Below are 22332 nucleotides of genomic sequence, written 5' to 3'. Positions count from 1 at the left end.
TTCAAACTTCAATAAGAGGGGGGATTGACGGATGCTCAATAAAACAAATACATGGACACCGTCTTTATTTCGAGATTATAAAAATGCAGAACATGATGCGTGTGGAATCGTTTCCGTTATGGAGAAACGAAAAATTCCTACAAAAGAAAACATTGACCTTTGTATACAATCACTCGTCAAAATGAATCATAGAGCTGGCTTCATTAATGGTGAAGGCGATGGAATCGGTATTCACATTGATGTACCAAAAGCACTTTGGAGTGAAAAACTAAAAAATAGCGGATATAATCCAACGATTGTGGATCATCCCCACTTTATCGTTGGACATTTTTTTCTAAACAAAAACGCAAATATCGTTAATTTAAAAAATCATATTCGTACACAACTAAACAACGAAAACTTTGCAATCCTTTTCGAAAGTGACGACGTAATAAATTCCGATGCACTTGGTCCACTTGGTAAACAAGAAGAACCTTTATTTTGGCAAGTTGCTCTTATCGCGGAAAATGAAGTTAAAAATATTGAGCAAACATTATTTTCAGTAACGATAAAAATAGAGGAAAACGAAGCAATTCATGTTGCTTCATTAAGTCGTGATCATGTTGTATATAAAGTTCTAGGTGCTGGGGATACACTTGTTGCCTATTACAATGATTTACAACATCCACTTATCGCTTCAACTATGACACTAGGACATAACCGCTATTCTACTAATACATTATCTAATTTTTTTCGTGTACAACCATTTAGCATTCTCGGACATAATGGTGAAATTAACACTATTGCAAAATTACGCGATCAAGCTGACATGATCCATGTTCCACTTACTGCTGGGGGCAGTGACTCCCAAGATTTAAACCGCACCTTAGAAACTCTACTTGTTCAATACGAATACAGTTTATTTGAAGCAATGGATATACTATTCCCACCCATTATTAATGAAATTAAACTTTATGAACCGCATTTACAAAATTTATATACGTATATACGTGAGGCATGGGGCCATTTTGCGCAAGGTCCCGCTGGTATTATTTCACGTTATAAAGATGAGGCTGTTTTCAGCGTTGATTCCCTTGGACTACGACCAGTATGGAAAGTAGAGACAGCGAGCTCTTATGTTTTCTCTTCTGAACCTGGAGTTGTATCACCAACTGAATATGTAGCAGAACCGAAACCACTCGCTCCCGGAGAAAAAGTCGGCCTAAAGTGGAATGAACAAGATGAACTTGTTCTTTATGAATATGACAAATACCAAACTCAAGTATACGACCGTTTTAAAAAGCGAGTTGATACTAAAGATTATCATTTAAACTTATCTACCCCTGAAACGAAAGAAATCCAAGGATTATGTGATTCTATGCAAGTTGAAACGAAGCAATACGTTGCTTTCGGATGGGACCGAGAACATATTCAGCTTCTTGAACAGATGGCAACAAAAGGCGTTGAGCCAATTCGCTCACTTGGTCATGACTCACCACTTGCCGCACTCGATACTGATAGACGAAATATTGCTGACTTCATTAAGGAAAGTGTAGCTGTTGTTACAAATCCAGCAATCGATCGCGATCGAGAGGTCGAACACTTCTCCACACGAACGATACTTGGGGAACGCCCAAGTTTATTAAGCGGCGCTAAACAGCCATTTGTAGTTGAGATGCTTTCCCCCATTATTTTAGAAGGAAGTGTAGCACAATCTATTGCAGAGGAATTACACACAATTACGTACGAACAACTTATACAACTATTCAATACTCATAGCTCTATCGCTACAATCTCTGCTACATTCAGTCCGGCAGAAACTCTACAATGCGCCTTAAATCGAATTAGTTCTGAAGCGATAACAGCCGTGAACGAAGGAGCTTCCCTATTATTAATAGACGATGCCAATGCTCATCTAAATGGACGGTTATGGATTGATCCGCATTTAGTTACAGCTAAAGTACATCAAGTATTAAGCGAAAATAAATTACGCCGAAACTGCTCTCTCGTTATACGTTCTGGTGCCCTTCGCTCCTTACACGATATCGTCACACTATATGGATTAGGAGCAGATAGTATTAATCCATATTTATTATTTGCAACCGTAAATGATGGGACGAAAACACCAATTACGAATTTATATCATGCACTTAATAAAGGACTAGAAAAAGTCATTTCAACAATTGGAATTCATGAATTACGTGGTTACGGTCGCCTCTATTCTTCTATCGGATTACATGAGGAAATCGCAAATATATTACAAATTACGAATTTCCTCGGTTCAAATACTTTAGCTTTTTCGCTTGAGTCACTTGCTGAAGATGCACAAATACGCGCGGATGATTATAACAATCCTAAAGTTAGAATGCGAAAATCTTTTCATATATTCCCGCGAATTTGGAAAGCAATCGGCGATGTTGCAAAAGGAAATTCTTATGATGATTACCGTGACAAATTAAGTGAGTTAGAAGAGAATAATCCAATCGCGATTAGACACCTTGTTCAAACGAAAGAAACAAAACATGTCGTTCCAGCTGAAGAAGTATCCATCCGCATTCAAAATCATGATTTACCATTTATTATTAGTTCCATGTCATTCGGTTCTCAAAATGAAATTGCCTTTCGTGCATATGCAGAAGCGGCCGATCAGCTAAATATGATTAGCTTGAACGGTGAAGGCGGCGAAATTAAAGATATGATTGGAAAATATCCACATACACGTGGACAACAAGTTGCATCTGGGCGATTTGGCGTAAACGCCGAACTACTAAATTCATCAAACTTAATTGAAATAAAAATTGGGCAAGGCGCAAAGCCTGGTGAAGGCGGACATTTGCCCGGCTCAAAAGTAACAGCAAAAATCGCTGAGGCACGTAATGCTACAATTGGCTCAGATTTAATTTCACCTTCTAACAACCATGATATTTATTCCATTGAAGATTTAGCTCAAATGATTACAGAAATTAAAACGGCTAATCAACTGGCGAAAGTAGCTGTAAAGGTCCCTGTTGTCCCTAATATTGGAACAATCGCTGTCGGTATCGCAAAAGCTGGTGCTGATTTTATTAACATTAGCGGATTTGATGGTGGTACAGGTGCCGCACGTATTCACGCATTGCAACATGTAGGCCTTCCTGTAGAAATCGGTGTGAAAGCCGCTCACAATGCTTTATTAGAAGCTAATATGAGACATAAGGTAGAAATTTGGGCTGACGGTGGTATTCGAAGTGTTAATGATGCCTTGAAAATCATGCTCCTTGGGGCAAATCGTATTGGATTTGGTACATTATCCATGATTGCAATTGGCTGTACAACTTGCCGCGGATGTCATCTAGATACTTGTCACGTTGGAATTGCAACACAAATTGAGTCTGAAGCTCAAGCGAAAGAACACGGATTACGCCGCTTCGTACCACGCGAATTAGAAAGCGCCGTTGCTGGATTATTACATTTATTCACCACTTTTGGCGTAGAACTAAAACGATTAACAGGAAATCTTGGTTATACAAATTTACAAGAAATTGTCGGGCGGTCCGATTTATTAGAACAAGTTCGAGGCGAAAATTTATTAGACTTATGTAATTTACTACAAACGATAGAACATCCATCTGTTACAAAAACGGAACAGATGCCTGAAAAACAATTTGAAACAGTTCATTCCCCTCATTCAAAAGAATTAGTAGGCGTTGGTGTAGAGCAACGCGTTATGGGTGGTCTAGAATCTTGCTATCGCGTTCGTAGTAAATTATATGAAGACACGAAACTTGAACCACTTACATTAAAGTATACGAATGGCTCTATTCCTGGAAATGGGTTAGGTGCTTACAATAGCGAAAACTTATTTATACACGTAAATGGCGGCGCACAAGATGGTATTGGTAAAACCTCCTTTGGTGGTGGTATTTATATAACGAAAGCAAAAGGAAAGGACGGCATATATTATAACGGTTCTGTCGGAAAAGGTTTTGGATACGGTGCACAAAAAGGAGCGCTATACGTTCAAGGTAACGCCGATGCTCGCGCTGGCATTCGCCTCTCTGGAGCAGACATGATAATTGGAGGGCGCATGACACAGCCACTCCGTGAAAAAGAGCAAGGGAATATAGGAGCATACTCTAATATTAAAGGTTTCGCTTTTGAATATATGACAAATGGGCGAGCGCTTGTTTTAGGGGATCCTGGCCCATGGATCTGTGCTGGCATGACTGGCGGTGTTGTTTATTTACGTCATGATGCAAGCTTAGGTTTAACAGAACAGGCCTTAAAAAGAAGAATCGCAAAAGGGGCAAATGTTACATTACAACCAATTAGTAAAAATGGTGTGCAAGATGTGACTGAGTTATTGCTAGATTATATTCGTGTATTAAATGAGCATGAGCAATACGAGGAAGTTGCTTTATTAACACCGTTACTCGATGATATGCAGCACCAGTTCTTTGAAATTATCCCGAAAAAAGAGCAGGCTGACCCATCTATCTCAACAGAGTGATATAGCTAACTTTCATTTTCAAGAATAAATTGACGAAGTACACTTCTCATAGTAATCTATAGTAACAATTTGAAACCTGCTGAAATTCAGCAGGTTTTTTTACTAAAAATTGATGTTTAAAAAGAATTAGGAAAAAGTATAAATGAATCTTAATTTCTTATTAACGTCACTAAAATATCACTTGCTAACATATTGTAATGAATGTATAGTATCATGTTGTACATTCATTATGACAAGAGAAAGGATCTTATTAAGGGTATGAAACTTGGTGCTCGCATTTTAAAAACGGGTATTGCCATCACATTAGCTTTATTTGCTTGTATTTTACTTCAATTACCGAGTCCGGTATTTGCGGGAATCTCAGCTATCTTCGCTGTTCAACCGTCTGTATACCGCTCGTATTTAACTGCTCTTGAGCAAATTCAAGCAAACGTCATTGGCGCGGTATTCGCTATCGTATTTGCTACTGCTTTTGGACATAATCCTTTTATTATTGGATTAACATGTATATTAGTAATTGCGCTTACACTGCAATTACGATTAGAAAACACAATATCAATTGCTTTAGTAACAGTTATCGCCATTATGGAGTATCAGGGCGAAGATTTCTTTAGTTTTGCCTTACTTCGCTTTGCGACGATTATGATTGGAATTATTGCGGCTTCACTTGTAAATTTAGTGTTTATGCCGCCAAAATACGAAACAAAGCTCTATCATCGTATCGTTGATAATACAGAAGAAATTGTAAAATGGATTCGAATGAATAGTAGGCAAGCTTCTGATTTTACAACGCTAAAAACTGATATTGATCGTATGAAAGAAAAAATGATTAAATTAAACCATTACTATTTGCTGTATAAAGAAGAGAGAAGCTATACGAAAAAAGTAAAGTTCGCAAAAATTCGTAAGCTCGTTTTATTCAGACAAATGTTAGCGACGACAAGCCGTGCTTTAAGTACGTTAAAATCATTACATCGTACTGAAAATGAACTGCGCTATATGCCAGAAGAATTTCAGGAATCTATTCAAAACGAACTTGATTCATTAACGCATTACCATGAACAAGTTTTATTAAAATTTATTGGTAAAGCAAAAAAACAACAATCCGTTGAAATGCTTGATGAAGTTGAAACAGGTAAACAAGAATTAATTGATATCTTTATGGATTATCAAAACAAAGAAGATGAGGAAGCGTATAAAACATGGCTACACCTCTTCCCTCTTATTTCTGCCATTATTAACTATAGTGAAGAAGTAGAGCATTTAGATTTACTTGTGGATAGCTTCTACACATACCATAAACCAGAAGCAGAACTCCAAATCGAAGATAAAAAAGAAGACGAATAAAGAAAACAGCTCCTTTTACGCTAAAGGAGCTGTTTCTGTTATATGTTGAAGTTGATATAAATTATAATAAAACCCTCTTTTTTTCATTAACTCTTCATGAGAACCTGTTTCTTTAATTTCACCATCTTCAATGTAAATAATCGTATCCACATGCGTAATCGTCGCCAATCGATGTGCGATTATGATTGTCGTTCGATCAGCAGCTAACGTCTGAAGCGCCTGCTGAATATACCGTTCATTTTCTAAATCTAAAGCGGAAGTCGCTTCATCTAATATAAGTAACGATGGATTCTTTAGAAACACTCTTGCAATCGCTACACGTTGCCTTTGCCCACCAGATAACTTCACACCGCGTTCCCCAACGACAGTATCATAACCATCAGGTAACTCTATAATAAAATCATGAATTTGCGCAGCTTTGGCAGCTGCAATCACTTCTTCCTCTGTAGCTTTCGGATTTCCGTATAAAATATTTGCCCCAATTGTATCGCTAAATAACAAATTATCTTGCAGTACAATTCCAATATGACTACGTAAATTTCTCATATCATACTTTCTGACATCTATCCCATCTACATAAACTGCACCTGAAGAAACATCATAGAAACGAGGGATTAAACTAGCAAGAGATGACTTCCCTCCTCCACTCGCTCCTACAAGTGCTACCTTCTCTCCTGGTAACATAGTTAACGAAAGGTTATGTAATATCTCTTTTTCATCTGAATTGTAACGAAAAGATACATTATCAAATATCACTTCACCATTTAATTTTTTCGTTTGTACCGCACTTGGCACATTCACAATATCGTATTTCTCATCTAACAATTCAAACACTCGATCCATCGATGCGAAAGACTGTGTTAATGTTGTAGAGGAATTAACAAGACGGCGAAGCGGACTATACAAACTATCCATATATCCAACAAAGGCAACCATAGTACCTAATGTCAACTGCCCCTGAATTACTTCGTACGCTGCAAAACCGATCACAAGTAACGGGCCTAAATCTGTTAACGTATTTACTGCCGAAAATGTTCTCGCCGTCCAACTCGTATGTGTTAATGCTTTTGTCAAAAATTCATTATTTCTTTTTTCAAACTGCTTAGCCTCATACTCTTCTAATGCAAAGCTACGTGTCACTTGCATCCCTTGAATACGTTCATGTAAATATCCTTGCATCGTTGCTAACGCTTGTGAACGCTCTTTCGTCAATTTTCGAAGGCGTCCGAAAAAATATTTTACTGCCACTACATAAATAGGTAAAATTAATAGCGCAACAAATGTTAATTTTACATTCATAGAAAACATAACAATAATAGCAATAGCAATTGTTGCCGTATCTAACCAAACATTCATCAAACCAGTAATTACAAAGTCCTTCGTTTGTTCTACATCATGAATGACCCGTGAAATAATTTCCCCTGTTTTTGTATTCGAATAATAGCGTAAACTCAACTTTTGCAAATGACCAAAAATATGTTTTCGTAAATCATATAATATTGTATTTGCGATACGTTGTGCAAAATATTGACGATAATATTCAATTGGTGGTCTTACTACTGCAAAAATAAAAAAAGCAATCCCAACAGCTGTTACTAATTGGGACGTTTTATCTTGAAGTGACCCTCCGCCTTGAATTACATCATCGATAATATATTTTAATAACCACGGCATAATAAGCGGAATGCCGAATTTAACTAGACCAATCATAATCGTAATAGCAATAAGCCAACGATATGGTTTAACAAATTGTAAATATCTTTTTATACCTTGCATATAATCCCCCCTCTAATAGGACAAACCTGCCGGGAAATCCCCTGCAGGTTTGTTTTAATTTCTGTACATTAAATATCTCTCATACCACATATCTACAAAATCTGGCGCGAATGGCCCTTTTCGTTGATGAATCCATTGTGTTAATTGTGCTACATTCCGTTTTAGAATGGTATCAATAACAGGTGGATACTGCATAATTTGACTATGTTTTTCATACTCATCTTCATCTAAAAGCGTATATGTCATATCTGGATACACTTTAATATCTAAATCATAATCGATGTACTTCAATGCTTCAGAATCATATGCAAAAGGTGAGCTTAAATTACAATAATAATATACTCCCTCTTCCCTTAACATTCCAATCACATTAAACCAATAGTTTGCATGAAAATAACAAATTGCTGGTTCACGAGTAATCCATGTTCGGCCATCTGATTCTGTCACTACTGTACGATCATTTGCTCCGATCACAAGACTCTGTGTCCCTTTTAAAATTGTTGTCTCTTCCCACATTCTATGAATGGAGCCATTATGTTTATAACTATGTATTTGTACTTTTTCTCCTTCTTTGGGAAATCCCATAAATGCTCCCTTCTTTCAACTGCAAATGCCCTTTGAGCTGCATCCACTTTTTTTCTATTATAACTTTTTTGTCGAAATTTTAAAACTAAAGCGACAAGACTCTATTTTTCACACTGAATACCATATCCCTAATCTCCTTAGGAGACAGGGTCTTTGCTGAATGATTTACAAACAAGAAGATGTGAATAGAAAAAGCCCTTCCTTATTTCTATCTAAAGAAGGACCTTTCACCGGAAGGTAACAATTTGTCTTATCCTAAATTCGAAATCATTTTTTCAGTTTCAAAAGATTGAATCACACTATTCGTTTGCTCTTCAAATTTCTCATGTAACAGTTTTAACGCTAATTCTGTTCTATATATTTCTTGGCGGATAAAATGTAATTCCTTCTTATCGCACGTATCCTTTTCGCTCATTTCAATTTGCTGATACTTCTCTAGATGAGCTTGTAACTTTAACAACTCATCCATCGTTTCCAATTGTTCTCCTACCAACTTATCAAAATCGTTCATTACTTACCCCCTTTTGGACTTATTTATCAGTTATGATTCCTCATTACATATTTCTAATCTTTAACTTCCTTCTCCTTTGACTACATTTGTTGACTTATTAGAAGTTATGTCGTTCACTTTATTTTCATTACCATGATCCAGGCACAAAGAAAACACTTCTCCCGAGTTAGAGAAGTGTTTTTCTTTCATTACTGATTTGAACTAGAAGATTGTGATTGTTTTGCAGCTGATTGTGCATTTTGTTTTTTCACAGCATGCACGTCTGTTTCAGTTGCAAATTCAGTACCATAACTAGCGTTTGCACTTTGTGCACCAGAAGCTTGTGCTTTCTTTGCTTCTGATTGTGCGTTTGCTTGTTTTACTGCTTGTACATTTGTTTCAGTCGCAAACTCTGTACCATAACTAGCATTTGTACTTTGAATGCTAGCGCCAGAAGTTGCCTTGTTATAACCTTGTTGTTTTTTACTCATCTTTCTCACCTCCACAATCAATAATGTAACCAATTTACCTAAGAGCTATCCGTAATTTTCTTTAAAAAAAATTCTGCATATATCTCTCATCACTCATTCAAACTATAGAAAATGGAGGTGGAAATATGTATATAGGACGCGATATGACTGAACTAACGATGGTTTCAAAAAGTGAATGGAAAGAAGATGAATTAGCTTATTTTCATCATTCATTACAACAGATATTGCCCTATTTAAATGCGGAAGGGCAAAGTATTTATAAAGAAATTGTAGTAGAAATTGAATCAAGAGGTGGCTTACAAGAAGGTGATGCCAGTTGGACTCATGGGACAAAAATTTCTTACGATTAAAAAAAGTGTTCCCAATCTAGGGAACACTTTTTTGTTTATTGCATTGTAATTTTCTCAACACAACTCTCATAAATCGTACGATGCGATTTAGAGAAAGGTAACTGCTCAAATACTTCTTTCGATACAAACTTTAATGTATCTGTTTCAACAATATCACCAGTTACTTTTCCGTAAAATACGAATATATCCCAGGTGCGATGCGTAAACGTATGTTGCACATTCATTGCGTACTCATCAATAGAAATCGAAAGCTCAAACTTTTCCTTCATATAATCTATAAGCTGTTCTTTCTGACTTCGAATCCCTTCGCCAAGTTCAATATTCGGAAACTCCCACATATTAGCTAATAATCCGCTACTTGGACGTTTATTAATAACGTAACGACCATCTTCAGTTTGAAGTACTCCTGCAACAAGCGGTACCATTGTAGGAGCTTTCGCTTTACTTTTTACTGGTAGTTCTTTTTGAACACCTTCAGCGTATCCTCGGCAATGCTCACGTACAGGACAAAGTAAGCAAGATGGATTTTTCGGTATACAAATTAATGCCCCTAATTCCATCAAACCTTGATTAAAATAAGACGGATTTTCAGCCGAAATAATTTCACGTACAATCTCTTCAAACACTTTTCTTGTTTTCGGTTTTGCAATGTCATCCCATACTGATAAAATGCGAGATAATACACGCATAACATTTCCGTCCACTGCTGGCTCTGGTATACCATATGCGATACTTAAAATAGCACCTTTTGTATATGGCCCGACTCCTTTTAATTTTTCGATTTTCTTTACATCACTCGGTACGATCCCGCCGTATACTTCTCTTACTTCTTTTACGGCCGCATGTAAATTTCGTGCTCTAGAATAATACCCTAAACCTTCCCATGCTTTTAACACTTCTTCATCATCCGCATTTGCCAAAGCTTCTAGAGTAGGAAACTTCCCCATAAAATTCGCGTAATATGGTTTTACAGCTTCTACCCTTGTTTGCTGCAACATAATTTCCGAAACCCAGACTCGGTATGGATCTTTATTTTTACGCCACGGTAAGTCGCGTTGCTCTTTTTCAAACCAACCAATTAAATCATTTTGAAACTGCTCTATGTTAAAACTATTTAATATTTCAAGTGTCAAACTTGATCCCCCTCATTTTTTTGCATATAAGTACTATTATAAAGATTTTAGGAAAAAATTTAAGTAAGATGACATAGGAAATAGAAGGCAAAGGACTTGAGGTATCGAATAAAAAGAGTTACATTAATAAAAAACGGAGGTGGATTTCTATGGACACAGCCACTCACCTTGTTATGGGCGTTACTCTAGGCAGTTTGGCCACGTTAGATCCAGCCATAGCACAAAGTGATATTGGGCCACAAGCAGTTATGCTTGCTACAATTGCCGGTTCCAATATTCCTGACATCGATACAGTTTTAAAATTGCGTAATAACGCTAAATATATAAGAAATCATCGCGGGATTACTCATTCCATTCCTGCAGTAATTCTTTGGTCATTCCTTATAAGTGGCATCTCTTTCGCCTTCTTTTCAGACGCTCCATATTTGCATCTACTACTTTGGTCATTTATTGCCGTCTTTCTTCATGTCTTTGTGGATATTTTCAATGCCTACGGTACACAGGCATTACGGCCCTTCACAAAAAAATGGGTAGCGCTCGGTATCATTAATACATTCGATACCGTCATTTTCTTTATTCATCTACTCGCAATTGCTTGTATGCTCGTAGGTTCCCATAAAGGGTATACTGCCTTAGCAGCGTATATATTGATGATTGTTTACTATATCGGACGGATTATGATGCATAGAAACATACGTAGCGTCGTATATAAACGTTTCAACAACGTTGAGAAGATAATTATTTCCCCTTCTTATCGATTTTATCATTATCATTTAGCAATCGTTACAACTGATTATTACTACGTTGCTAGATGGCATCGTGGTAACATCATGGTATACGATAAGTTCGACCGGGTACCGTTCCCAGACAATGCTATTATGCGCGCTGCGAAACAAGATGAAAATATCTCAGCATTTTTATCATTCTCCCCTGTGTATCGCTGGGACGTTTTCGATTATGATCATTATTACGAAGTTCGATTCATTGATTTGCGATATCGCAGTAAAGATTATTATCCATTCGTTGCAATCGTTCAACTCGATCATAATTTAAATATTATTAGTTCCTATACAGGATGGATTTTTAGTGAAGAAAAACTTCGAAAAAAGCTGGAGTTACTTCCACATTAAAAAAAGCGACTTAAGTCGCTTTTTTTAATGTTTCAAATGATCTTCTTGATTGATTAAATGGCTATATTTCGGATTATTTGTACGCATTTCATGAAGACGCGCTCCATGATTATTAATCCATGTTCTTACCACTTGTTCAGTCATTTCATCACCTTGGTAACGACCTGACTTCGCATAAGTTGTTTGAAAATCTTCCCATAGTAATTCAACCCACGCACGAGCCTGCGCGTAAGAAAGTTTGTCATTTTTGTCTAATAGTTCTTTCGTTAGTTCTTCATAAATATCATTCATTTTCTAATCTCCTTTTACCTATTTATCCCTTCATTTCTAAAGGATAGTTTCTTCTATTTTGCACATTCTATAATTGATACTTCTTAAAGAGGTATCAACTGATGATGAGGAGGGCGTTCGCAATGGGTAAACAAGCCGAATTTTGGTCTGAGTCAAAAAACAACAGCAAAATCGACGGTCAACCGAAAGCGAAATCACGCTTCGCTTCGAAACGACCTAACGGCACAATTAACACGCACCCACAAGAACGTATGCGTGCTGCAAATCAGCAGGAAGAGTAGTACAAATTAAATTAACTTCCTACACGAGGTGATAAAGATGAGCTACCGTGATCGCTTAGATAGTCGTTCTGAATTATTTAACCATACGTGGACTCGTCCGAAACATGCTAAAGCGCAAGTTAACGGACAGACGCAACAAACCCAGTCTCTCATTATATTGGCGAATGAATGTAAAAAACGCCAATTTTAGAATCTCCTATCTCCTGTAACGCCTACCAAAGATGAAAACCAGAGAGATATTCGCTCTCTGGTTTTTATTTTTCTTGCAATAAGGAAATCGGTATTCCAATCTCTTCATTATCATTTTGCTTATGTCCCCAAGCAAATACCCCATTGAAATACGTAATTTCAAATAATATACCAGGTTCTTCTACCAATTCATATGTCTCACCAATATGGAATTTGTTTATATCAGTCATATAAGCGCGAGCCATTGCCATCTTTCTCATTAATACATCGAACTCATTTACAATTCCAAGCTGCTCAGCCTTTATCGCTTGCTCTTTCAAAACCCCAATTTCTTCCCTTAGCTCATGTGGTGTCATTTCACTGTAGCGCTTTGGCATATTCATCTTATTTCCCCTCATCCCTCTTCGCGTTTCATCTGCAAAAATATCTCTATCTCATCAATAGAAAATCCTTTGCGATATAACGCTTGTTTCATCTTATTTTCGAATGTCCATCCATCATACTTTTTATATTTCTCATAATATTTATTCCCATGATAGTGTAACGCTTCTTGTTGCTGTTCGTCATCTTTTTCGTCTTTTAATTCTTCTAAACAAATTTGAATCACATCTCTAGAATATCCTTTACGAACAAGCATTTCGTCTAACTTTAGCTTCATTTGTAAAAAGGAATGCTTTTGATAGGACCTTTTCTTCTTTTCTATAAGAATGAAAGCATTCTCAATTTGCTTTTCCTTCGGATATTCTTGTAAACTATGCGTAATAATTAGATCCTGAACACCTTTATTTAACAACTCTCTTTTAATAACAGTGGGACCCTTTCGATTCACATTACTTTGCGTTCTCGTATATAAAACAGCGTACTCTTTATCATTAATATATCGGTCATGTAATAATTTCGAAACGACTTCAGAGATGATGGCCTGTCCCACTTCTTTTTTTCGTAAAAAATCTTCTATTTCTTGTTTCGTTCTCATTTGATAGGATAAATAGGAGACTGCTTGTAAATATGCTTTTTGTACCTCTTCATTGTACAAAATATTTCCTAACGCTATTTCATCAATTTCTAAGCCCTTTTGTAATCCGTGTTTTATTAAGATTACTTCATTCACACTAAATCCGTACTCTTCACCTTGACCTTTATCAATATAAATATTAAACCGTTCTTTCGATCGTTTTTGCACTTCTATTTTTGTAATGACAGCCATACTCTCACCTCTCTATTATTTTAACATAGTCAAGGAACGTTTTTGCTTTTCAAGAATATATATAATGAGGAGGAAATAATTGTGAAAATCGCAATTTCTGGTGGTACCGGCTTTATCGGTAAATACCTTTCTACTTTTTTTATTCAAAAAGGATATACGGTTTACATTCTGACTCGAAACAAAACTACTGAAACTTCCGACCCTAACCTTCAATACGTACAATGGACACCAGATTTACAAACCTTTCCCCTCTCCTCTATTGATATAGTTATTAATCTAGCTGGAGAGTCCATTAATAGTAGATGGACAAAGAAACAAAAGAAAGCCATTTTAAACAGTAGAATTCAAACGACAAAAGGACTCATTAAACAATTACAAACACTCAACATAAAACCGCACACATTTATTAATGCAAGTGCTATTGGATACTATGGAACGTCTGAAACCGAGTCTTTTACAGAACAGCACGAGACTCCTGGAGATGACTTTTTAGCACATACAGTATATTCATGGGAACAAGAAGCATCTAAAGCTCGTTCTCTCGGAATGCGAACAGTATACGCAAGATTTGGAGTCGTATTAAGTGCAGATGGAGGAGCTCTTCCAAAAATGCTAATCCCCTATCAATTCTATATCGGCGGTACAATTGGATCTGGAAACCAATGGTTATCCTGGATCCATATAGACGATGTCGTTCGCCTGATTGATTTCATCATACACAAAAAAGAAATTGATGGACCGCTTAACATTACAGCTCCCCTCCCTATAAGAATGAAGGAATTTGGAGAAACCATTGCAACTATAATGAAAAAACCTCATTGGCTACCTGTCCCTTCATTTATGCTTCATACTTTACTTGGTGAGATGAGCATACTTGTACTAGAAGGACAACATGTATTACCTAGTAAAGCAATTGAACATGGGTATGAATACACATTTCCGACAATAGACCATGCATTACAAAATATACTTTCGCATACAATGTAGTACTTCTAAAACACAGTTTTACAGGGGCCCTTTTCAAAACTTTCATTTTCTAGAATCCGGAGCATTATTACACAAATAATCTTTCAGTTACTTTCCCTTAAATTCCATTAACATTGTAAAGTAACAGAAATGAGGTACCTATGAAAATATTGCTCAAGCAAGCCATTGTCTATCCTATTACATCCCAAAAATTTCAAGGGGATGTACTCGTTATAGGAGAAAGAATTGCCGAGGTCAAGCCTTCCATTCAACCTACTCAAGATATGACTGTTATAGACGCTCGTGCTCTTCATCTTTTACCTGGATTTATCGATGTCCATACTCATCTTGGTCTCTATGATGAAGGTACTGGTTGGGCTGGCAATGATGCAAATGAAACATCTGAAGTTTCAACACCACATATCCGTTCTTTGGACGGAATCCACCCTCTTGATATTGCATTTCAAGATGCTGTACAAAATGGAATCACAACTGTTCACGTTATGCCAGGAAGTCAAAACATTATCGGTGGTACGACTTGTGTAATAAAAACAGCTGGAACTTGTATTGATCATATGATTATTCAAGAGCCTGCCGGCTTAAAGATTGCCTTTGGAGAAAATCCTAAAAAGGTCCATAGTAATGGAACAAAAGAATCCATAACACGTATGGGAATTATGGGGTTACTTCGAGAATCATTCTATGAAGCACAGCACTACGGGCATGAAGCTGATTTTCGAATGCTTCCAATCTTAAAAGCATTACGCCGCGAAATACCCGTACGTATACACGCTCATCGAGCAGATGATATTAGTTCTGCTCTACGCTTTGCAACAGAATTCAATCTCGATTTACGCATTGAACATTGTACAGAAGGACACTTTATTGTTGATGAGCTTTCGAAACACAATTTGAAGGTTTCAGTTGGCCCCACTCTTACACGCCGTTCTAAAATCGAACTTAAAAACAAAACATGGGATACTTACCATATATTATCGAAAAATGGAGTGGAAGTTTCTATAACAACAGATCACCCTTATACACCAATTCAATATTTAAATCTTTGTGCTGCTGTCGCAGTAAGAGAAGGATTAGACGAAAAAACTGCACTAGAAGGAATCACTATATTTCCAGCACGAAATTTACGTTTAGAGGATAGAATTGGGAGTATTGAAGTTGGAAAAGACGCTGATCTCGTGTTATGGACGCATCATCCTTTCCATTATTTAGCCAAGCCTGTACTAACCATGATTGATGGAAAAATAATTTACAAAAAAAATAAAAAAAACTAGTTTATTTTTTTGACTAGATAAAGTATTATACGATTATAAACTGAATGAAACCATAATCAATTTGTGTCGTGATTATCATTTTCAAATTGATGAATGGGGAAGGCAAATGGTGCGCCACCAGCGTTAGAAACTGGTTCTAGTGGGTTCGATTCCCACCCCGAAATTTTTTAAAGATTGATATAAAAATTTCGAGGGTGGGGTGTTTTTTCGTCATGCTACCCTCGTGTGAGGAGGAGTTAGTATGTTGAAAAAACGCGACTTACACGACAGCCACGTTCTATACGAGTTAATGGTGGATCCAGCTGTCTTCCCTTTTGTGCGTCAAAAGGCTTATTCTTATGAGGAATATTTATTTTTAACGAAACAAACGATTGAAGCTGAAGAGCGCGGAGAATTAATTTCACGCACAATTTTAGATGAATGGGGTAACCCTATCGGAACAATTACTTTATTTGATGTGCAAGAAAAAGCCGGATTTCTCGGCACATGGCTTGGCAAACCTTATCATGGAAAAGGCTATAATAAATTGGCAAAAGATTCATTTTTTAGCGAACTTTTCTATGAATTAGATATCGAAACAATCTTTATGCGTATTCGTAAAATAAATATTCGTTCTATTAAAGCTGCCGAAAAACTACAATATGTTAATCTAGCAAACGAAACAAGAAAAGCCGTTTATAATGAAATTAACGCAAATGAAGAAGTATATAACTTATATGAAATTCCAAAAGATCAATATACACTTGCTACAATGCGAGATACAACCTTCCAAGATACTCAACAATTAAAAGAAGCGTAATCTAAATTTTTAGAAAAAATAATTAATCATTAACATTTTGCCATATGCGTATATCACCCCATGTCTTTGGAAACGATAGATAGTGACTTTAGGACACGAGGTGATTTGTAATGGATAAAAAGAAACGTGACAAAGTAAAAAACACATTATCTGGTACACAAGAAGTTCTCTACCAACGAGAATTTCGCAAAGCAGATCGCGCAGCGGGTTATCGCTCGAAAAGTATTTAAAGTGAGAATGAATAATTAGAAGTTTTCCCCCCTAATTATTCATTCTCATTACATATTTTTTCTACGTGATAGAATAGACAAAAAGGTTCCTTATAAATAAGGAACCTTTTTTGTGTGGATAACGTTATCCACAAATTTTATAGAATTGTGAATAAATTCAACAAATCCTTCACACGTTTATATGTTGTAACGCATAGTAAATGTTAGAATTGTGGATATTTTTCTAAAAATTGTGGACAATGTGGATATAGTTGTTAATATTTCGACTTTACTGTTTAATGAAAGCGTAATCTTCATGTGGATAAGTTACTACTTTATTTTATAAAAACAATAAAAAACCCTCTTTAAACATATAAAAGAGGGTTTTTTATTAAGTAAATAGTTGTGCAAGAGCAGGTGATTTAATAGGTATATGATTCGGTTCTACATGATTTTCTGCCAAAATTGTATCCACAATATGACCAGCTGGCTCCGGACGATAAATACTTCTCATCGCTTCTTTCATTTGAAGAAGCTTCATATCATCTTGTAATAACGCCTCTGTCTGTGCAAAAACCTCACTATCATCACGAATGACAACTGCAGCTCCTTTTCTTTCAAAGTACATTGCATTTTCATTTTCTTGTCCTGGAACAGGCTTATATAAAATGACAGGTACTTGCAATGCTGCCGCTTCACTTAACGTAATACCGCCTGGCTTCGTAATCATACAAGAAGTAACACGGAATAATTCATCAATATTTTCAACATAACCAAATACTTTTAATGCATCAGGATTTTTTTCCTGTAATCCTAATAAATCCTGTTTTAACGCTTCATTTTTCCCACAAACGACAACTACTTGTAAATCAGGTACCGACATAAATGATTGGCATAGTTCTTTTACACTTCCTAATACCCCATGAGCACCTGCTACAATTAGTAAAATCTTTTTATTCTTACATAACTGATATTTATTATATATAATGTCTGGATTGATCTTTAGCTCAAAACTACTACGAATCGGAATTCCAGTTTCAACAATTTGCTCCGCAGGCACACCGATATCAACCATAACTTTTTTCACGTGATCAGTTGCTACAAAATAACGATCTACTTCCCGATGAATCCATATTTTGTGCACACAAAAATCCGTTAATACGTTATACACAGGAATTGAAATACCTGTTTGCTTTTTTAACTCTGGTACAGCTATGATCGGAAATGTATTAATAACAATATCCGGTTTCTCTGCTTGTAAAAGTAATTTCAAACGTTTTCTTCCAAAGTTCGCATACCAAGATGCTATTTTTTTATCATAAATTTTTTCTACGCCGTAATAAAACAAGCGGTATAATTCTTTTCCTATTGTATAACTTTTTAAATATAAATATTTTGTAATATCGGTTATAACTGGATGTGATTCTCCGAACAAATCGCATACAATTACATCTTCAATTCCTTTTTGGCGAAATGTTTGTTCTAATGTTTTCGCTACTTGCACATGCCCATTACCGTAATGTGCAGTTAATATTAAAACCTTGGGGTTTTTTATCAAACAAATCCACTCCTAGCTTATTGTTTCTCCATATTGCATATACGACAATAGGAAAAACATTTTCCTTAAAAATTACATAAACAGATTCTAATACTTCTCTTTCAGCTATGTACCTGTCGTGGATATGCAAAGCATATAAGATTGACCCCTTAATCCTATCTGTGCTCATATCTTTACATTATACTTTCCTATAAGAGCTTTCGCAATAACTTACAAATGTTCTCTATTCCATGATACTCACTCTTTTACTTCTTAATTCTTTTTACTATTTTGATTTCCCTTTACAATTATGTAAATTTCTCCACTTATTCCTTACAAAAATATGGATATTCTATTTTCAGTATACTCTTTTCTATATATATACTCTAGGTTTTATTGTAAAGAAAGCAAAAAGCCTAACCCAATATTTGGATTAGACTGCATGTAAAATATGTCTTGCTTGTTCTACATTTTTTTCAGTAGGTGGTTCTACATTCGCAAGTGGATACTTATGTCCAAGTGCCTCCCATTTATATACACCAAGTTTATGGTATGGTAGCACTTCAACTTTCTGAACATTAGACAGACTTTGAATAAAGCTAGATAATTTTTGTAGATCCTCTTCATTATCCGTAATACCAGGAACTAATACGTGTCGTACCCAAATTGGTTTATTTTTATCCGATAAATAACGAGCAAATTGTAAAATATGTTCATTTGGTTTTCCTGTTAATTTACGATGTTTCTTTGAATCAATATGTTTCAAATCCAATAAAACTAAATCTGTGTAATCCATTAAAATGTCTAGCTTGTTTTGGAATTCTGGTTCCTCTGAATAACAACCACCCGAAGAGTCAATTGTTGTATGAATTCCAGCTTCCTTACATTTCTTAAATAATTCAATTAAGAAATCTAGCTGTAATAATGGTTCCCCACCACTAACTGTTATACCGCCTCCGGAAGCTTCAATAAAAGGAAGGTAACATGTCACATCCTGCATTACTTCTTCGACTGTTATTTCTTTTCCTTTACCGATCTCCCACGTATCAGCATTATGACAATATTGACAACGTAATAAACACCCTTGTGTAAATATGACATAACGAATTCCTGGGCCATCAACAGTACCACAAGACTCTACAGAATGAATTCTTCCTTTTACCATGTTACTTCCTCCTTTATTGAAACAGCCTCCCTCTGCTATTTATAAAATGCAGAGGGACACTTTTTTCACTTACATGCTTTCATGCATTGTACGGTTAATTACATCAATTTGTTGTTCACGAGTTAATTTAATAAAGTTTACAGCGTAACCAGATACGCGAATTGTTAATTGTGGATATTTCTCAGGATGTTCCATTGCATCCATTAATGTTTCACGGTTAAATACGTTAATATTTAAGTGATGTCCTTCTTTTACTGCATAACCATCAAGCATTGATACTAAGTTACGTACTTGTACATCATCTTCTTTACCAAGTGCTTTTGGAATAATAGAGAATGTATTAGAAATACCATCTTGTGCATCTTCATATGGTAATTTAGCTACAGATAATAATGAAGCTAATGCACCTTTTGTATCACGTCCATGCATTGGGTTCGCACCAGGTGCGAATGGCTCTCCAGTACGGCGACCATCTGGAGTGTTACCAGTTTTCTTACCGTATACAACGTTAGATGTGATTGTTAAGATTGACATTGTATGAACAGAATTTCTATATGTTTTATGTTTACGAAGTTTATTCATAAATGTTTTCACAAGATTTACAGCAATTTCATCTACACGGTCATCGTTGTTACCGTATTTAGGGAAATCTCCTTCGATTTCAAAGTCAACTGCAATTCCGTTTTCATCGCGAATTGGTTTTACTTTTGCGTGTTTAATTGCACTTAAAGAGTCTGCTACTACAGATAGACCCGCGATACCTGTTGCCATTGTACGAAGAACATTTGTATCATGAAGTGCCATTTCAATACGTTCGTAGCTATATTTATCGTGCATGTAGTGAATAACATTTAATGTGTTTAAATATAGACCCGCTAACCATTCCATTGTCATATCAAACTTATGCATAACTTCTTCATAATCTAATACTTCAGAAGTAATTGGTGCGTACTCAGGACCAACTTGTGCTTTAGATTTTTCATCTTTACCACCGTTAATCGCATATAGTAATGCTTTTGCTAAGTTTGCACGTGCGCCGAAGAACTGCATTTGTTTACCAATTCTCATTGCAGATACACAACAAGCAATTCCGTAGTCATCACCGTAGTCAGCACGCATAATGTCATCATTTTCATATTGAATTGCTGATGTTTTAATAGACATTTTTGCACAGTAGTTTTTAAAGTTCTCTGGTAATTGTTTAGACCAAAGAACTGTTAAGTTTGGTTCTGGAGCTGGTCCTAAATTATCTAATGTATGCAAGAAACGGAATGAGTTCTTTGTTACTAATGGACGGCCATCTAATGCCATACCACCGATAGACTCAGTTACCCAAGTTGGGTCACCAGAGAATAATTCATTATAATCAGGTGTTCTTGCAAATTTCACAAGACGTAATTTCATAATGAAGTGATCCACAATTTCTTGTACTTCTTCTTCTGTTAAAGTACCATTTGCCAAATCTCTTTCAATATAAATGTCTAAGAATGTAGAAGTACGTCCAAGACTCATTGCAGCTCCATTTTGCTCTTTAATTGCCGCAAGATATGCGAAGTATAACCATTGGAATGCTTCTTGCGTGTTTGTTGCTGGCTTAGAAATATCAAAGCCATGAGAAGCGGCCATTTGTTTTAACTCTTGAAGTGCACGCATTTGCTCAGATAACTCTTCGCGTAAACGCATTGTATCTTCGCTCATTACACCGCCAGTTAAATTTAAATCTGCTTTTTTCGCTTCAATTAAATGATCAATACCATATAATGCTACGCGTCGGTAGTCACCGATAATACGTCCACGTCCGTATGCATCTGGAAGACCAGTAATTACACCTGATTTACGTGCATTTCTCATTTCTGGTGTATAAGCATCGAATACACCTTGGTTATGAGTTTTTCTCCAATCTCTAAAAATACGACTAAGTTCTTTGTCCATTTCGTATCCATAAGATTCACAAGCTTGTTCCGCCATACGAATACCACCATATGGTTGTAAAGAACGTTTAAATGGTTTTTCAGTTTGGAAACCGACTACTTTTTCAATATCTTTATTTAAATATCCTGGTCCATGTGATGTAATAGAAGAAACAATTTTTGTATCCATATCAAGAACGCCACCGTTTTCACGTTCTTTCGTTGTTAAATCCATTACTTGATCCCAAAGTTGTTTCGTTGCTTCAGTTGCTCCCGCTAAGAAAGATTCATCTCCTTCGAAAACGTTTACATTATTTAAAATGAAATCGCGAACATCAATCTCTGCTTTCCATTTTTCACCTTTAAAGTTTTCCCATGCGTTTTTAACATTTTCTAATACTTGAGTCATCCTAATCTCCTCCATTTTTGATTAGTACAGGACTAAGATTTTTTATATAACAGCTTACACACTTAGAATACTACTTTTTGGCGAAAGTGAACGAAATAGTTGTGACATGTTTGTGAAATGTTGAGCAAACTACTATATACATAGTGTTAACTTCACTTAAAAGTCTTTATAATTAACCCTTCCCTTAATTGTATTTTTTTGGTATCCTTATATACGAGTCCTATTTTGTAATATAAGAACAATACCCATTGTAGAGCTGTAATACTCTTATCTCCTAATCTGTTATAGTTTTTATAACAGAACAAAA

21 protein-coding genes are annotated in these 22332 nt (G+C 35.9%); 10 read left to right on the top strand and 11 right to left on the bottom strand.

Going from position 1 to position 22332, the window contains the following annotated elements; all coding sequences use genetic code 11:
- The first annotated feature begins 31 nt into the window (after nucleotides 1-31).
- Together FS742_RS24320 and FS742_RS24315 are read left to right on the top strand one after the other, a co-directional pair.
- Nucleotides 32-4468 carry a glutamate synthase-related protein gene (locus tag FS742_RS24320; RefSeq protein ID WP_144615645.1) on the top strand — a complete coding sequence of 1479 codons (4437 nt, stop codon included), beginning with the start codon at nucleotides 32-34 and terminating at the stop codon, nucleotides 4466-4468.
- 258 nt (nucleotides 4469-4726) lie between these two features.
- Nucleotides 4727-5815: an aromatic acid exporter family protein gene (locus tag FS742_RS24315; RefSeq protein ID WP_144615643.1), complete on the top strand. Its 1089-nt coding sequence runs from the start codon at nucleotides 4727-4729 to the stop codon at nucleotides 5813-5815.
- A 15-nt stretch (nucleotides 5816-5830) separates the two neighbouring features.
- Here the strand turns inward: FS742_RS24315 and FS742_RS24310 are convergent, their stop codons facing one another.
- The 4 genes from FS742_RS24310 to FS742_RS24295 all read right to left on the bottom strand — a co-directional run bounded on the left by FS742_RS24310 (nucleotide 5831) and on the right by FS742_RS24295 (nucleotide 9157).
- Nucleotides 5831-7591, bottom strand: coding sequence for an ABC transporter ATP-binding protein (locus FS742_RS24310; RefSeq protein ID WP_144615641.1), 1761 nt, complete (start codon nucleotides 7589-7591; stop codon nucleotides 5831-5833).
- 54 nt (nucleotides 7592-7645) lie between these two features.
- Nucleotides 7646-8176 (bottom strand): nucleoside tri-diphosphate phosphatase, encoded by a 531-nt coding sequence (gene ntdP, locus FS742_RS24305; protein ID WP_000506628.1) that lies wholly within the window; start codon nucleotides 8174-8176, stop codon nucleotides 7646-7648.
- Between the two features lie 250 nt (nucleotides 8177-8426).
- A complete protein-coding gene (locus FS742_RS24300; protein WP_000997582.1) occupies nucleotides 8427-8687 on the bottom strand; it encodes a YgaB family protein in 261 nt (86 codons plus the stop codon).
- Nucleotides 8688-8875: 188 nt separating this feature from the next.
- Nucleotides 8876-9157, bottom strand: a complete 282-nt coding sequence (locus tag FS742_RS24295; protein WP_000039039.1) for a gamma-type small acid-soluble spore protein — start codon at nucleotides 9155-9157, stop codon at nucleotides 8876-8878.
- A 125-nt stretch (nucleotides 9158-9282) separates the two neighbouring features.
- Here FS742_RS24295 and FS742_RS24290 point away from each other — a divergent pair, with 125 nt between their 5' ends.
- The gene (locus FS742_RS24290; protein WP_141555419.1) at nucleotides 9283-9507 is read left to right on the top strand and encodes a hypothetical protein; all 225 of its coding nucleotides are present in this window, start codon (nucleotides 9283-9285) and stop codon (nucleotides 9505-9507) included.
- Nucleotides 9508-9542: 35 nt separating this feature from the next.
- On the opposite strand, the gene mutY is transcribed toward FS742_RS24290, so the two are convergent.
- Complete coding sequence (gene mutY / locus FS742_RS24285) at nucleotides 9543-10640, bottom strand: A/G-specific adenine glycosylase (RefSeq protein WP_144615639.1); 1098 nt, start codon at nucleotides 10638-10640, stop codon at nucleotides 9543-9545.
- A gap of 149 nt (nucleotides 10641-10789) precedes the next feature.
- Between mutY and FS742_RS24280 the strand changes: the two genes are divergently transcribed.
- Complete coding sequence (locus FS742_RS24280) at nucleotides 10790-11770, top strand: metal-dependent hydrolase (protein ID WP_144615637.1); 981 nt, start codon at nucleotides 10790-10792, stop codon at nucleotides 11768-11770.
- Nucleotides 11771-11794: 24 nt separating this feature from the next.
- On the opposite strand, the gene FS742_RS24275 is transcribed toward FS742_RS24280, so the two are convergent.
- Nucleotides 11795-12061, bottom strand: a complete 267-nt coding sequence (locus tag FS742_RS24275; RefSeq protein ID WP_144615635.1) for a YfhJ family protein — start codon at nucleotides 12059-12061, stop codon at nucleotides 11795-11797.
- 122 nt (nucleotides 12062-12183) lie between these two features.
- Here FS742_RS24275 and FS742_RS24270 point away from each other — a divergent pair, with 122 nt between their 5' ends.
- On the top strand, nucleotides 12184-12342 hold the full coding sequence (locus tag FS742_RS24270) for a small, acid-soluble spore protein K (RefSeq protein WP_000517891.1): 159 nt from the start codon (nucleotides 12184-12186) through the stop codon (nucleotides 12340-12342).
- 37 nt (nucleotides 12343-12379) lie between these two features.
- On the top strand, nucleotides 12380-12532 hold the full coding sequence (locus FS742_RS24265; protein WP_000122093.1) for a YpzG family protein: 153 nt from the start codon (nucleotides 12380-12382) through the stop codon (nucleotides 12530-12532).
- A gap of 64 nt (nucleotides 12533-12596) precedes the next feature.
- On the opposite strand, the gene FS742_RS24260 is transcribed toward FS742_RS24265, so the two are convergent.
- Entirely contained in the window at nucleotides 12597-12914 is a 318-nt protein-coding gene (locus FS742_RS24260) for a YfhH family protein (protein WP_001057030.1), read from the bottom strand.
- A gap of 11 nt (nucleotides 12915-12925) precedes the next feature.
- Entirely contained in the window at nucleotides 12926-13738 is an 813-nt protein-coding gene (recX, locus tag FS742_RS24255; RefSeq protein ID WP_144615633.1) for a recombination regulator RecX, read from the bottom strand.
- 81 nt (nucleotides 13739-13819) lie between these two features.
- Between recX and FS742_RS24250 the strand changes: the two genes are divergently transcribed.
- From FS742_RS24250 to FS742_RS24235, 4 genes are all read left to right on the top strand, one after another.
- A complete protein-coding gene (locus FS742_RS24250) occupies nucleotides 13820-14725 on the top strand; it encodes a TIGR01777 family oxidoreductase (RefSeq protein WP_144615632.1) in 906 nt (301 codons plus the stop codon).
- A 140-nt stretch (nucleotides 14726-14865) separates the two neighbouring features.
- Nucleotides 14866-15996: an amidohydrolase gene (locus FS742_RS24245; RefSeq protein WP_144615630.1), complete on the top strand. Its 1131-nt coding sequence runs from the start codon at nucleotides 14866-14868 to the stop codon at nucleotides 15994-15996.
- 241 nt (nucleotides 15997-16237) lie between these two features.
- Nucleotides 16238-16795 carry a GNAT family N-acetyltransferase gene (locus tag FS742_RS24240; RefSeq protein ID WP_144615628.1) on the top strand — a complete coding sequence of 186 codons (558 nt, stop codon included), beginning with the start codon at nucleotides 16238-16240 and terminating at the stop codon, nucleotides 16793-16795.
- A 110-nt stretch (nucleotides 16796-16905) separates the two neighbouring features.
- The gene (locus FS742_RS24235) at nucleotides 16906-17025 is read left to right on the top strand and encodes a YfhE family protein (protein WP_144615626.1); all 120 of its coding nucleotides are present in this window, start codon (nucleotides 16906-16908) and stop codon (nucleotides 17023-17025) included.
- Between the two features lie 370 nt (nucleotides 17026-17395).
- Here the strand turns inward: FS742_RS24235 and FS742_RS24230 are convergent, their stop codons facing one another.
- The 3 genes from FS742_RS24230 to pflB all read right to left on the bottom strand — a co-directional run bounded on the left by FS742_RS24230 (nucleotide 17396) and on the right by pflB (nucleotide 22025).
- Complete coding sequence (locus tag FS742_RS24230) at nucleotides 17396-18562, bottom strand: diglucosyl diacylglycerol synthase (RefSeq protein WP_144615624.1); 1167 nt, start codon at nucleotides 18560-18562, stop codon at nucleotides 17396-17398.
- Nucleotides 18563-18974: 412 nt separating this feature from the next.
- Nucleotides 18975-19706 (bottom strand): pyruvate formate-lyase-activating protein, encoded by a 732-nt coding sequence (pflA, locus tag FS742_RS24225; protein ID WP_144615622.1) that lies wholly within the window; start codon nucleotides 19704-19706, stop codon nucleotides 18975-18977.
- Nucleotides 19707-19775: 69 nt separating this feature from the next.
- Nucleotides 19776-22025, bottom strand: a complete 2250-nt coding sequence (pflB, locus tag FS742_RS24220) for a formate C-acetyltransferase (RefSeq protein WP_144615620.1) — start codon at nucleotides 22023-22025, stop codon at nucleotides 19776-19778.
- Nucleotides 22026-22332 lie beyond the last annotated feature (307 nt).

Origin of the sequence: Bacillus cereus, from assembly GCF_007678085.1 — a bacterium.
GTDB lineage: Bacteria > Bacillota > Bacilli > Bacillales > Bacillaceae_G > Bacillus_A > Bacillus_A cereus_BE.
The sequence above is the reverse complement of the archived record's forward strand: the minus strand, read 5'-3'. Positions and strand labels throughout refer to the sequence as shown.